Annotated in this window: 12 protein-coding genes; all 12 read right to left on the bottom strand. The window is 71.1% G+C overall.

The window, feature by feature from the left end; translation table 11 throughout:
- A complete protein-coding gene (nuoH, locus tag I8N68_RS06405; RefSeq protein WP_200208900.1) occupies nucleotides 1-1,356 on the bottom strand; it encodes an NADH-quinone oxidoreductase subunit NuoH in 1,356 nt (451 codons plus the stop codon).
- A complete protein-coding gene (locus I8N68_RS06400; RefSeq protein WP_200208899.1) occupies nucleotides 1,353-3,863 on the bottom strand; it encodes an NADH-quinone oxidoreductase subunit G in 2,511 nt (836 codons plus the stop codon). Before I8N68_RS06400 ends, nuoH begins: the two co-directional genes overlap by 4 nt.
- The gene (gene nuoF / locus I8N68_RS06395; protein WP_200208898.1) at nucleotides 3,863-5,179 is read right to left on the bottom strand and encodes an NADH-quinone oxidoreductase subunit NuoF; all 1,317 of its coding nucleotides are present in this window, start codon (nucleotides 5,177-5,179) and stop codon (nucleotides 3,863-3,865) included. Before nuoF ends, I8N68_RS06400 begins: the two co-directional genes overlap by 1 nt.
- Complete coding sequence (gene nuoE / locus I8N68_RS06390) at nucleotides 5,176-6,342, bottom strand: NADH-quinone oxidoreductase subunit NuoE (protein WP_200208897.1); 1,167 nt, start codon at nucleotides 6,340-6,342, stop codon at nucleotides 5,176-5,178. The genes nuoF and nuoE overlap by 4 nt, the downstream gene beginning before the upstream one ends.
- On the bottom strand, nucleotides 6,339-7,664 hold the full coding sequence (locus I8N68_RS06385) for an NADH-quinone oxidoreductase subunit D (RefSeq protein ID WP_200208896.1): 1,326 nt from the start codon (nucleotides 7,662-7,664) through the stop codon (nucleotides 6,339-6,341). Before I8N68_RS06385 ends, nuoE begins: the two co-directional genes overlap by 4 nt.
- On the bottom strand, nucleotides 7,661-8,398 hold the full coding sequence (locus tag I8N68_RS06380; protein ID WP_200208895.1) for an NADH-quinone oxidoreductase subunit C: 738 nt from the start codon (nucleotides 8,396-8,398) through the stop codon (nucleotides 7,661-7,663). The genes I8N68_RS06385 and I8N68_RS06380 overlap by 4 nt, the downstream gene beginning before the upstream one ends.
- On the bottom strand, nucleotides 8,395-9,072 hold the full coding sequence (locus tag I8N68_RS06375) for a NuoB/complex I 20 kDa subunit family protein (protein WP_200208894.1): 678 nt from the start codon (nucleotides 9,070-9,072) through the stop codon (nucleotides 8,395-8,397). The genes I8N68_RS06380 and I8N68_RS06375 overlap by 4 nt, the downstream gene beginning before the upstream one ends.
- A 13-nt stretch (nucleotides 9,073-9,085) precedes the next feature.
- Complete coding sequence (locus I8N68_RS06370) at nucleotides 9,086-9,451, bottom strand: NADH-quinone oxidoreductase subunit A (protein ID WP_200208893.1); 366 nt, start codon at nucleotides 9,449-9,451, stop codon at nucleotides 9,086-9,088.
- 134 nt (nucleotides 9,452-9,585) lie between these two features.
- Entirely contained in the window at nucleotides 9,586-10,863 is a 1,278-nt protein-coding gene (locus tag I8N68_RS06365) for a geranylgeranyl reductase family protein (RefSeq protein ID WP_200208892.1), read from the bottom strand.
- 134 nt (nucleotides 10,864-10,997) lie between these two features.
- Nucleotides 10,998-11,228 carry a hypothetical protein gene (locus I8N68_RS06360; RefSeq protein ID WP_200208891.1) on the bottom strand — a complete coding sequence of 77 codons (231 nt, stop codon included), beginning with the start codon at nucleotides 11,226-11,228 and terminating at the stop codon, nucleotides 10,998-11,000.
- A gap of 80 nt (nucleotides 11,229-11,308) precedes the next feature.
- Entirely contained in the window at nucleotides 11,309-12,019 is a 711-nt protein-coding gene (locus I8N68_RS06355; RefSeq protein ID WP_200208890.1) for a demethylmenaquinone methyltransferase, read from the bottom strand.
- A gap of 146 nt (nucleotides 12,020-12,165) precedes the next feature.
- Nucleotides 12,166-13,395 (bottom strand): hypothetical protein, encoded by a 1,230-nt coding sequence (locus I8N68_RS06350; protein ID WP_200208889.1) that lies wholly within the window; start codon nucleotides 13,393-13,395, stop codon nucleotides 12,166-12,168.
- Nucleotides 13,396-13,472: the final 77 nt, after the last annotated feature.

Below are 13,472 nucleotides of genomic sequence, written 5' to 3'. Positions count from 1 at the left end.
TCACACCTCCCTGGAGTCGGAGCCGGTGGCGATGTTGGCCGGCTCCCGCTCGGCGACCACGCGCTTGGTGCGCGGGCTCGGTGGTACCTGCAGGTCCATCGGGGGCAGCGGGAAGCTGCCGTGCGGTCGGCTGTTGGCCTGTTCCTGGAGCGTCGGTTTGGGCTCCCGCTTCTTCGACGGCCAGAGCAGCGTGGCCAGCAGCAGCACGCCCGCGCCGATCGCGGTGGCGAGCAGCCGGTCCCGGGTCTGCCAGCCCTCGATCGAGCGCAGCCCGGACAGGACCAGGATCCAGACCAGGTTGATCGGGAGCAGGACCTTCCAGCCGAAGCGCATGAACTGGTCGTAGCGCAGCCGGGGCAGCGTGCCCCGGAGCCAGACGAAGACGAAGACCAGGATCAGCACCTTGCCGAAGAACCAGAGCATCGGCCACCAGCCGGAGTTGGCGCCGGCCCAGAAGGTGGTGATGGGCGCGGGCGCCCGCCAGCCGCCGAGGAAGAGCGTGGTGGTGACCGCGGACATGGTCACCATCGACACGTACTCGGAGAGCATGAAGAGCGCGAACTTCAGCGAGCTGTACTCGGTCATGAAGCCCGCGACCAGCTCCGACTCCGCCTCGGGCAGGTCGAACGGCGCCCGGTTGGTCTCACCGACGGTCGAGATGAAGAAGATGATGAAGCTGGGCAGCAGCAGGATCGCGTACCAACCGGGGGCGGCGAGTTCCCAACCGCCGAGGTTGAGCCGCGTGCCGTGCGCCTGGGCGGCGACGATGCCGCTGGTGGACATCGTGCCGGCGGTCATGAACACCGCCACGATGCTCAGCCCCATCGCGACCTCGTACGAGATCATCTGGGCGCTGGACCGCAGACCGCCGAGCAGCGGGTACGTCGAGCCAGAGGCCCAACCACCGAGCACGATGCCGTAGATGCCCATCGAGGAGCAGGCCAGCAGCACCAGCACCGCCACCGGCACGTCGGTGACCTGCAGCGGCGTGTGGTGGCCGAAGATGCTCACCATCGGGCCGAACGGCACCACCGACAGCGCGGTCACCGCGCAGATCACCGAGATGGTCGGCGCGAAGAAGTAGACGACCTTGTCGGCGGCCCGCGGGAGGATGTCCTCCTTGAAGGCCATCTTCAGGCCGTCGGCGAGGGTCTGCAGCAGGCCGAACGGGCCGACCTGGTTGGGGCCGGGCCGGACCTGCATGTAGCCCACGACCCGGCGTTCGAACCAGACGCCGAGCAGCGTGGCCAGCAGAGCGAAGACGAAGGCGAACACGATCTTGATGAGGACCAGCCACCACGGGTCCTTGCCGAAGTCGGCCAGCGTCGGGTCCTGCGCCAGGTAGAGCGCGCTCACTGGACACCCCCTGCGTTGAGGAGCGGCCCCGGACGCCCGGCCTCGTCCGCCGCGACCCGTCCGGTCGGGACGGCCGCGCCGGTGGCGGCGGGAACGGAGATCCGGACGACCGTGCCGGACGTCGCGCCGAGGCTGCGCCGCACGGTCGAGCCGGGTGAGTTGGTCGGCAGCCAGACGACGCCGTCCGGCATCTCGGTGATCGCCGCCGGCAGCGTGACCGCACCGCGGTCGGTGCCCACCGTCACCGGGTCGCCGTCGGCGACGCCGAGCGCCTCGGCGGTGCCCTTGCCCAGCCGGACCACCGGCGGGCGGGCGGTGCCGGCGAGGTGCTCGTCGCCGTCGGTCAGGCTGCCCAGGTCGATCAGCTGGTGCCAGGTGGCCAGCACGGCCTCACCGGCGCCGGGCTGCGGCACGGTGGCCGGCTCGACGGACGGCGCGGCCGGCCGGGTCAGCCGGCTCGGCGGCAGCGCGCCCAGCTCCCGGCGGACGCTCAGCACGTCACCGGTGCCGAGCCGCACGTCGAGCTGCGCGGCGAGCGCGTCGAGCACCCGCCCGTCGGTCATCGCGGCCGTTTCCAGCACCGCGTCGAAGGGGCGCAGCCGGCCCTCCCAGTCGAGGAAGCTGCCCGCCTTCTCGACCACCGGGGCCACCGGGAAGACCACGTCTGCCCGGCGGGCCACCGCGCTCATCCGAAGCTCCAGGCTGACCAGGAACGGCACCCCGTCGAGGGCCTGCTCGGCCAGCCGCGGGTCGGCCAGGTCGGCCGGGTCCACGCCCGCCACCACCAGGGCGCCGAGCTGGCCGTTCGCCGCGGCCGCGAGGATGCCGTCGGTGTCCCGGCCGGCCTGGCTCGGGATCACCCCGGCCGCGATGTCCCACGCCTCGCCGAGCTCGGCGCGGGCGGCCGGCTCGGTGACCACCCGGCCACCGGGGAGCAGGTTGGGCAGGCAGCCGGCGTCGACCGCGCCGCGGTCACCCGCGCGCCGCGGCACCCAGGCCAGCTTGGCACCGGTACGCCGGGCGATGTCCGCAGCGGCGGAGAGCCCGCCCGGCACCGCGCCCAGCCGCTCGCCGACCACCAGGATCGCTCCGGGCTGGCTCAGCGCCTCGGCGACCGTGGCGTGCTCGGCGAGCACGCTGGCCTCCTCGCCCGGCACCACCCGGGCCAGCTTGGCCCCGAGCTTCTCCAGGCTGCGGGTGGCGAACGGCGCGATCGCGTACACGGTGAGCTTCTTCTTCAGGTACGCCTTGCGCAGCCGCAGGAAGAGGATCGGGCACTCCTCCTCCGGCTCCAGGCCGACCAGCACCACCGCGGGCGCGTTCTCCACGTCCGTGTAGGTGACGTCGGTGACCCCGGCGACGCTGCTGGCCAGGAAGTCGGCCTCCTCGCGGGAGACCGGCCGGGCCCGGAAGTCGATGTCGTTGGTGTTCAGGGCGACCCGGGCGAACTTCGCGTACGCGTAGGCGTCCTCGACGGTCAGCCGGCCGCCGGTCAGCACCGCGGTGCCCTGGCCGGAGTCCCGGGCGGCGCGCAGCCCCTCGGCGGCGCGGGTCAGCGCCTCGCTCCAGGAGGCCTCGCGGAGCTCACCGCTGCGCTCGTCGCGAACCAGCGGGGTGGTGATCCGGTCGAAGGCGCGGGTGTACTGGAAGCCCCACCGCCCCTTGTCGCAGTTCCACTCCTCGTTCACCGCCGGGTCGTCGCCGGCCAGCCGGCGCAGCACCTTGCCGCGCCGCCAGTCGGTGCGCTGGTCACAGCCGGCCGAGCAGTGCTCGCAGACGCTGGGCGTGGAGACCAGGTCGAACGGGCGGGCCCGGAACCGGTACTGCGCGCCGGTCAGCGCGCCCACCGGGCAGATCTGCACGGTGTTGCCGGAGAAGTACGAGTTGAACGGCACGTCACCCGCGTCGCCCTCTTCGCCGTACGCGTCGTCCCGGTAGATGTTGATCTCCTCGGCGGACGACCGGCCCATCAGGTCGATGAACTTGTCGCCGGCGATCTCCTCGGAGAACCGGGTGCAGCGCTGGCAGAGCACGCAGCGCTCGCGGTCGAGCAGCACCTGGGTGCTGATCGCCATCGGCTTCTCGTACTCCCGCTTGTGCTCGTGGAAGCGCGAGTCGGTGCGGCCGGTTGACATCGCCTGGTTCTGCAGCGGGCACTCGCCGCCCTTGTCACACATCGGGCAGTCCAGGGGGTGGTTGAGGAGCAGCAGCTCCATCACCCCCTCCTGGGCCTTCTTCGCGACCGGGGAGGTGAGCTGGGTCCGCACCACCATGCCGTCGGCGACCGTCTGGGTGCAGGAGGCGACCGGCTTGCGCTGGCCCTCCACCTCCACCAGGCACTGCCGGCACGCGCCGGCCGGGGCCAGCAGCGGGTGGTCGCAGAAGCGCGGGATCTCGGTGCCCAACTGCTCGGCGACCCGGATCAGCAGCGCGCCCTTGGGGGCGGTGACCTCGACGCCGTCGATGGTCAGCGTGACGGTCTCGGTCTGCTTGGCTACGTCGGTCATTAGTGGGCTCCCACCAGCTGCTTGTCCGACAGCTTCGGCGCGGTACGACCCTCGATGTAGTCGAGGTAGTCCTGCTTGAAGTACTTCAGCGACGAGGTCACCGGGCTGGTCGCACCGTCACCCAGGCCGCAGAACGAGCGGCCGAGGATGTTGTCGCAGGTGTCGAGCAGGGTGTCCAGGTCCTCGTGGGTGCCCTGGCCGGCGAGGATCCGCCGGTAGACCCGGACCATCCAGTAGTTGCCCTCGCGGCACGGGGTGCACTTGCCGCACGACTCGTGGTGGTAGAACTCCAGCCACCGGTAGGTCGCGTACACCGGGCAGTCCTGGTCGGAGAAGATCTGGGTGGCCGTGGTGCCCAGGATCGAGCCGGCCGCCGCCACCCCCTCGAAGTCCAGCGGCACGTCCAGGTGCTCGGCGGTGAGCAGCGGCGTGGACGACCCGCCCGGGGTCCAGAACTTCAGCTCGTGCCCGGGCTGCATCCCGCCGGCCAGCTCGATCAGCTCGCGCAGCGTGACGCCCATCGAGCACTCGTACTGGCCGGGGTTGGCGATCCGGCCCGACAGCGAGTAGATCATCGGCCCGGAGGACTTCTCCGTGCCCATGGTCTTCCACCAGTCGGCCCCGCCCAGCACGATGTACGGCACGCTGGCGATGGTGCCGACGTTGTTGACCACCGTCGGGCTGGCGTACAGGCCGTGGGTCGCCGGGAACGGCGGGCGCAGCCGGGGCTGGCCCCGGAAGCCCTCCAGCGAGTCCAGCAGCGCGGTCTCCTCACCGCAGATGTACGCCCCGGCGCCGGAGTGGACCACCAGCTCCAGGTCGAAGCCGGTGCCCATGATGTTCCGGCCGAGATAGCCCTTGGCCTGCGCCTCCGCCACCGCGTTGCGCAGCCGGCGCGCGGCGTGCACCGCCTCGCCCCGGATGTAGATGTAGGCGCGGTTCGCCCGGATCGCGTACGAGGCAATGATCACGCCCTCGATCAGCGCGTGCGGGTCGTGCGTCATCAGCGGCAGGTCCTTGCAGGTGCCCGGCTCGCCCTCATCGGCGTTGACCACCAGGTAGTGCGGCTTGCCGTCGCCCTGCGGGATGAATCCCCACTTGAGCCCGGTCGGGAAGCCCGCGCCACCACGGCCGCGCAGCCCGGAGTCCTTGATCAGCTGGATCAGGTCGTCCGGGTGGGCCTTGAGCGCCTTGCGCAGGGCGGCGTAGCCGTCCAGCTTCTCGTAGGTGCCGATCCGCCAGGCGTCCGGCGAGAGCCAGCGCTTGGTCAGCACCGGCGTCAGCTTGGCCAGCGTCTCCGGCCGAGGAGTGGTCACTTCTGGCCCCCCGTTTCGCTCCCGACCGCCGGGCCCGCGCCAGTGGCGCCCGCCGACGCTTCCTTGAGGTTCCGCTCCTGCGCGCCGGCCTCATCGCCGGCGGGCTTGCCGTCGCCGGCCGGCGGATTGGCCGCCGCGCCGGCGGCCTGCGCCTTTTGCGCGTCGCGCGGCGCCGGGGCGGTGGTGTCGACCGGGACCTTGGTGCCGGGGGCGTCGGGCACGGCGGTCCGCGCGTCCGGCTGCCGGGTCTCGGCGGTACGCACCTGCGGCGACTTGTCGTCCGGCGCCTTCACGTCCGGCGCGGTGCTGCCGGTCGCCTGCACCGGCTCGGCGGCGCCGGCGCTGCCCGGCGTACCCGTGGGGGCGGACGCACCGTCGCCACCCTTCACCGGCGTGGCGGACTTGGCCGGCTCGGCCGCCGGGGCCGGCTTCGCGCCGGACTCGGCCGCCTTCGCCCGGGCCGCCGCCTCGTCGGCTTCGGCCTTGCTGCGGATCGGGGTGTTCGGGTCGTAGCCGGGCACCGAGATGCCGTGCTGCTCCGCCAGCCGCAGGCCGCGCAGGCTCGGCTCGCCCGGGCCCCCGTCGGCGACCGCGCCGTCGCGTTCGTCGGCGAAGCCGGCGAGCTGCACCGCCATCTCCTTGAGCGTGCAGAGGCGGGCGCCCCGGGTCGGCATCGGCCGGCCGCCGGCGCGCAGCTCCTCGACCACGCCGAGGGCACCCTGCGGGTCGACGCCGTCGAAGAAGTCGTAGTTGACGGTCATCACCGGCCCGTAGTCGCACGCCGCCAGGCACTCGGCGTGCTCCAGGGTGATCTTCCCGTCGGCGGTGGTCTCGTCGTGCCCGACGCCCAGGTGCTCGGCGAGCGCGTCGTAGACCTCCTGGCCGCCGAGCACGTTGCACATCGTGTTGGTGCAGACGCTGACCAGGTAGTCGCCGGTCGGCTTGCGCTTGTACATGGTGTAGAACGTGGCCACCGCGCCGACCTGGGCCTTGTTCAGGCCGAGCACCTCGGCACAGAACTCGACGCCGGCCGGGGAGACGTAGCCCTCTTCAGACTGCACCAGGTGCAGCAGCGGCAGCAGCGCCGAGCGGGACCGGTCGGCCGGGTAGCGGGCGATGATCTCCCGCGCCCGCTCGCGGGTCTGCTCAGTAAAGACAGTCATCGGTCACATCCACCCATCACGGGGTCCAGCGAGGCGCCACCGGCGATCACGTCGGCGATCAGGCCGCCCTCGGCCATCGCCGGAAGGGCCTGGAGGTTGACGAAGCTCGGCTCCCGGTAATGCACCCGGTAGGGCCGGGTGCCGCCGTCGGAGACCGCGTGCACGCCCAGCTCACCGCGGGGCGACTCGATGCCGACGTACACCTGGCCCGGCGGAACCCGGAAGCCCTCGGTGACGAGCTTGAAGTGGTGGATCAGCGACTCCATCGACTGACCCATGATCTTGGCGACGTGCTCCAGCGAGTTGCCCATGCCGTCGACGCCGATGGCGAGCTGGGCCGGCCAGGCGATCTTGCGGTCGGCCACCATCACGGGGCCCGGCTTCAACCGGTCCAGCGCCTGCTCGACCAGCTTCAGCGACTCCCGGATCTCGGCGAGCCGGACCAGGTAGCGACCCCAGACGTCACCGTCCGGGTGGGTCGGCACGTCGAACTCGTACGTCTCGTAGCCGCAGTACGGCATGGTCTTGCGCAGGTCCCAGGCGAGACCGGCGGAGCGCAGCACCGGGCCGGTGACGCCGAGCGCCAGGCAGCCGGTCGCGTCGAGCACCGCGACGCCCTTGGTCCGCTCGGTCCAGATCGGCTGGCCGGAGAGCAGGTCCTCGTACTCCTTGAGCTTTTTCGGCATCATCTTGAGGAACTCGCGGATCTTGACGATCGCCTCGTCCGGCACGTCCTGCGCCACGCCGCCCGGCCGGACGTACGCGTGGTTCATCCGCAGGCCGGTGATGGTCTCGAAGATGTCGAGGATGTACTCCCGCTCGCGGAAGCCGTACAGCATGATCGAGATCGCGCCCAGCTCCATGCCGGTGGTGGCCAGCCACACCAGGTGCGAGGAGATCCGGTTCAGCTCCATCATCAGCACCCGGATGGTGGTGGCCCGCTCGGTCACCTCGTCGGTGACGCCGAGCAGCTTCTCCACTGCCAGCGCGTACGCCGTCTCGTTGAACAGCGGGGCCAGGTAGTCCATCCGGGTCACGAAGGTCGAGCCCTGGACCCAGTTGCGGTATTCGAGGTTCTTCTCGATGCCGGTGTGCAGGTAGCCGACGACCGAACGGGCCTCGCGGACCGTTTCGCCCTCGAGCTCCAGGATCAGCCGGAGCACGCCGTGCGTGGACGGGTGCTGCGGACCCATGTTGACGACGATCCGCTCGTCGTTGATCGGGTCGGTGCCGGCGACGACCTGGTCCCAGTCCCCGCCGGTGACGGTGAAGACCTTGCCCTCGGTGGTCTCGCGCTCGGTCGCGTAGTTGGACGTGGTCACTGGTAGGACCTCCTCCGGTCCGGCGGGGGAATCTCCGCGCCCTTGTACTCCACCGGCACGCCACCCAGCGGGTAGTCCTTGCGCTGCGGGTGCCCCTCCCAGTCGTCCGGCATGAGGATCCGGGTCAGGTTGGGGTGGCCGTCGAAGACGATGCCGAACATGTCGTACGTCTCCCGCTCCTGCCAGTCGGCGGTCGGGTAGACGGCGGTGACGCTCGGCAGGTGCGGGTCCTCGGCGGAGACCGCGGCCTCCAGCCGGACCCGCCGCCGGTAGGTCATCGAGGTGAGCTGGTAGACCACGTGCAGCCGGCGGGAGTCGGCGCCCAGGTAGTCCACTCCGGAGACCGAGGAGCAGAGCTCGAAGCGAAGTGCCAGGTCGTCCCGCATCACCTGGCAGACCTCGGCGATCCGCTCGGGCCGGACGTGCAGGGTCAGCTCGCCGCGGTCGACCACGACCTTCTCGATCGCGTCGCCGAAGGCGGGGTACGCCTCCTCCAGCGCGTCGCGGACCTCGTCGAAGTAGCCGCCGTACGGTCGGGCGGCCTCCTCGATCGGCTTGCGCTGGCGGACCAGGCCGCCGTAGCCGGAGACGTCGCCGGAGCCGTGCATGCCGAACATCCCGCGCCCGGCGGGGCTGGACGGCGGGTACTCGGCCGGGGCGCCGGTGCTGGCGCCGGCCGGGGTGGTGGGTACCGGCACGCCGCCGTCGTTGTTCTTGTCGTTCGGTGCGGTCACTTCGGGCCCCCCTGCGCGTGGAGGTGGTTCTGGGCCTTCATCCAGTTCTCGATCCGCAGCTGCTCCTCGCGCCCCTCGCGGACCGCCTGGGTCCACTCGGCGCGCCGGGCCTTGTCGTTGCGGTACGACGACGGCATCGAGCCGTACGGCACGACGGGCACGTCACCGCGCTCCTTACGGGCCTCCAGCATCTTGCGGCCGTTCGGGCCCAGCGGCTCGTACATGATCTTCTCGCGGAGCTTGAGGATGGCGTCGATGAGCATCTCCGGCCGGGGCGGGCAGCCCGGGAGGTACATGTCGACGGGCACCACGTGGTCGACGCCCTGGACGATGGCGTAGTTGTTGAACATGCCGCCGCTGCTGGCGCAGACGCCCATGGAGAGCACCCAGCGGGGCTCGGCCATCTGGTCGTAGATCTGGCGCAGTACCGGGGCCATCTTCTGGCTCACCCGGCCGGCGACGATCATCAGGTCGGCCTGGCGGGGCGAGGCGCGGAAGACCTCCATGCCCCAGCGGCCCATGTCGTAGTGCGGACCACCGGCCGCCATCATCTCGATGGCGCAGCAGGCCAAGCCGAAGGTGGCGCCCCAGACGGACGACTTCCGCGACCAGTTGACCAGCTTCTCCACGGAGGTGAGCAGGACGCCGGCGGGAAGCTTCTCCTCGATACCCATCTGCGTACCTCCCTCAGTCCCAGTCCAGGCCGCCGCGCCGCCATACGTAGGCGTAGGCGACGAAGACCGCGACGATGAACATGACCATCTCCACGAAGCCGAAGATCGGCAGGGCGTCGAAGGAGACCGCCCACGGGTAGAGGAAGATGATCTCGATGTCGAAGACGATGAAGAGCATCGCCGTCAGGTAGAACTTGACCGGGAACCGGCCACCGCCGACCGGCTGCGGGCTCGGCTCGATGCCGCACTCGTACGCCTCGAGCTTGGCCTTGTTGAAGCGCCGGGGACCGGCGAAGCGGGCGGCGCCCACGGAGAACAGCGAGAACCCCGCGGCGAGGGCGAACAGCCCGATGATCGGTGCGTAAGGCGAGAGCGACATCTTTTCTCCTGCTCGTCCTTCCCCTGCCCCTGGTGCTTGACGAAAATCACACTATTCACATCCCCTCTGACCTGCGTCAGCGGGGGGTCGATCTTTGTCCGCACCCGGGTCGTCGCCGGCCCGAAAGCGGTGGTCTAGACGGCTGGCGCGACCTTCGTCATCGCGTTGATGACCCGGTCCATCGCGTCGCCGGCACGCGGGTCGGTCAGGTTGGCCAGCAGCTTGAGCACGAAGCGCATCAGCGTCGGGTGGGGCATGCCGTGCCTGGTGGCCATCCGCATGATCTCCGGACGGCCGATCAGCTTCACGAAGATGCCGCCGAGCCGGTAGTAGCCCCCGAAGCGGGCCTTCAGCTCCTGCGGGTACGCCATCAGCGCCCGCTCCCGCTCGGCGCCGGCCGGCCGGGCGAGCGCCTGCACCGCGATCTCCGCGGCCAGCTCGCCGGACTCCATCGCGTACGCGATGCCCTCGCCGTTGAACGGGTTGACCATGCCGCCGGAGTCGCCGACCAGCAGGACGCCGCGGGTGTAGTGCGGCACCCGGTTGAAGCCCATCGGCAGCGCCGCGCCGAGGATCGGGCCCTCGGCGTTCGACTCGTCGGTCATCCCCCAGTCCTCGGGGGTGTTGGCCAGCCAGTCGGTCAGCAGCCGCCGGTAGTTCGTTTTGCCGAAGGCGGAGGAGGAGTTGAGCACGCCCAGGCCGACGTTGACCCGCCCGTCACCGAGGCCGAAGATCCAGCCGTACCCGGGGAGCAGGTTGTCGCCGCTGTCCTTGCTGCGCAGCTCCAGCCACGACTCCAGGTAGTCGTCGTCGTGCTTGGCGGGCGAGCGGTAGTAGCGGCGGACGGCCACGCCGATCGGCCGGTCCTCCCGCTTGGCCAGCCCGAGGGAGAGCGGGAAACGGCCGGAGACGCCGTCCGCGGCGACCACCAGCGGGGCGCGGAAGGTGGCCGTCTCCTTCTCCGGGCCGACCTCCGCCTGCACGCCGATCACCCGGTCGTCCGCGTCGAGCACCGGGCCGACGACGTTCACGCTGGTGCGCAGCTTCGCCCCGGCGGACACCGCCCGCTGGGCGAGCAGGTCGTCGAAGTCGAGCCGGGTGCGGACCAGGCCGTAGTTGGGGAAGCTGGCCAGGTCGGGCCAGTCCAGTTCCAGGCGTACCCCGCCGCCGATCACCCGCAGGCCCTTGTTCTGCAGCCAGCCGGCCTCAGGTGAGGTGTCCACGCCCATCCGGATGAGCTGCCGGACGGCGCGCGGGGTCAGCCCGTCGCCGCAGACCTTCTCCCGGGGGAACTCGGTCTTCTCCAGCAGCAGCACACGCACGCCGTGTCGAGCCAGGTGGTACGCGGTCGCCGATCCTCCGGGACCGGCGCCCACGACGATCACGTCGGCGTCGTTCTCCACCGCGGTCATCTGCGCCTCCTCCCGCATGCTCGTGAAATGCTTCACAAGCCGATCGGGTTGGAGTCTATGACCGGGGTTACACCCTTAGCCGGTGAGGGGTACCTAACTTCCCGGAAACGTGCCGGTCGCGGTCCACTTCGACCTCAGGGGCGGGCGGGGCGGACCGGGTTCAGCCCGGCATCGGCGCGGATGGTCTCGGGCAGATGCTCGCGGAGTGCGCCGCCGGCCGCGCGGTCGAGCGCGGCGAGCACCTCGGCGACCACCTGACGGACGTCCGCGGGATCGGCGCCGGCCAGCTCCTTCAGCTGCGCGATGAGTTCCGCGGCGTCGTCGTCGGTGGCCGCCGGCGCGGCCGCCTGCTCTCGTCCCGTCATGGCGCGAGCCTACGGGGCAAAGTGGACCAAAAGCGGATATTCACGAAAAGTGGGCTACTGGCCGAGTACCGGCCGCCCGCTCAGTCGCGGATCGCGCGGTGCAGCGCCACCACGCCGCCGGTGAGGTTGCGCCAGGCCACCCGTCCCCAGCCGGCCGCGCCGATCCGCGCCGCCAGGGCCGACTGATCGGGCCAGGCCCGGATCGACTCGGCGAGATAGACGTACGCGTCCGGGTTGCTGGAGACCCTCCGCGCCACCGCCGGGAGCGACCGCATCAGGTACGACAGGTAGACCGTCCGGAAGGCCGGGTTGACCGGGGTGCTGAACTCGCAGACCACCAGCCGGCCGCCGGGGCGGGTGACCCGGGCCAGCTCGCGCAGCGCCGCGTTGGTGTCGTTGACGTTGCGCAGGGCGAAGGAGATGGTCACCGCGTCGAAGCTGGCGTCGGCGAAGGGCAGCCGGAGGGCGTCCCCGGCCAGCAGTGGCACCCGCGGGCGGGTCTGCTTGCCGGCGTGCAGCATGCCCAGCGACAGGTCCGCGCCCACCGCGTACGCACCGGAGTGGGCCAGTTCCTCGGTCGAGACGCCGGTACCCGCGCCCACGTCCAGCACCCGCTCGCCGGGGCGCAGGCCGAGCGCGGCCCGGGTGGCCCGCCGCCACGACCGGTCCTGCCCGAAGGAGAGGACGGTGTTGGTCAGGTCGTAGCGGGCCGCCACGCCGTCGAACATCGCGGCGACCTCGTGCGGCTGCTTGTCCAGGCTGGCGCGCTGGCCCTGCGGGGTACGGCTCACCCCTCCACTCTGCCAGCCGACCGTGGGCCGGTGGTCGACGGGTGGCCGGGCGGGGCCGGACACAGTCGGGGCGGGATGGTTGCCCATCCCGCCCCTGCTGCCGTGCGTTATGTGAACGGCCCTCATGGGCCGATGGAGGACGACCGTCAGACGTTCGGCTTCTCGTCGCCCGGGGTCACCAGGACCACCCGGCGCCGACGGGCGACCAGGAACATCGCCCCACCCGCGGCGAGGACGGCCAGACCGACGCCGCCGAGCAGGCCGGCCTTGGCGCCGGTCACCGGCAGGCCGCCGTCGCCCTCGTCGTCGCCGATGCCGCCACCGGAGCCGCCCGCGGCGGCCACGACGACAGCGTAGCCGTCGGTGTTGTCGCTGGCGTCGAGGTCGTCACCGTTGATCGGGGTCATGTTCTCCGGCACGTTCTTGATCTCGGTCGACTGGGCGGTGACGCCCTTGGCCGGCATGATCGGCTCGACCTCGACGGTGCCACCGGTCAGTGCGCCGGCCTCCACGTCCTCGCCCACGGTGAGCAGGTGGTAGAAGCGGCCACCGGCGGTGACGTTGTCACCGTCCTTCATGTCCTGCTCCTGCGGGACGAACGGGAGGTTGGCGTAGGTGCAGAGGAGCTCGGCCCGGTCCGCCTTGTAACCGCACTCCGGCTCCAGCTCGGTGAAGGTCACACCCTTGGGCAGCTTGACCTTGACCGTGAGGCCGGCGGTGGCCAGGTCGCCCTGGTTCCACACCGTGTAGATGAGCTGCGCGGTGTCGCCCGCGTGCAGGTCACCGGTCGCCTGGATCTTCCCGTTCTTGACCGTGACGGCGTTCTTCACGTCGTCGGCCAGCACGGTCAGGTCCGCGCCGCTCTCCTTGGTGAACTCCACCGTGACGGTCTTGGTGTTGTTGGACTTGTCGGTGTCGTCCGCGGAGATGATCGTGAGGCTCACCGGGGCGCTGTACGCCTCGTCCAGGGAGTCGACCAGCTTGATGAGGAAGACCGGCACGTCCAGCGTCTCGCCCGCGCCCGGCAGCTCCGCCGTCGGAACCGCGCAGGTGATGGCGGTGGGCTGCTCGTTGCTGCCCTCCAGGGCGCACTCGGGGTCATCGACGGCGGGGATGACGCCGACCTTGGTCCAGTCCACCTTGGAGAACTCGGCGCGGACGGAGAGCTCGGACGGGGTGTTCTCGCCCTTGTTGGTCACCTTGGCGAACCCGACCTTGTAGCTGGCCTTGTCGGCAACCCGGGTGCCCACCACGTCGAGCGAGAGGTCCGTCTCGGTGCCGGCGGCCTGGGCGGGCGTGCCGAGCACGGTGAACGCACCGGTGGCGAGCAGCGCGGCAGCACCGAGCCGCACCAGCGGCCGGTTACGGAAGATCATGGAAGAAGCCCCCCGTGGGGTGAAGGAAACGTACGAGCGCGCACGTTAGCGATCCACGATCATCCACGCCACCCCCC

Origin of the sequence: Micromonospora coerulea (genome assembly GCF_016598485.1) — a bacterium.
Taxonomy (GTDB): Bacteria; Actinomycetota; Actinomycetes; order Mycobacteriales; family Micromonosporaceae; genus Micromonospora; species Micromonospora coerulea.
The sequence above is the reverse complement of the archived record's forward strand: the minus strand, read 5'-3'. Positions and strand labels throughout refer to the sequence as shown.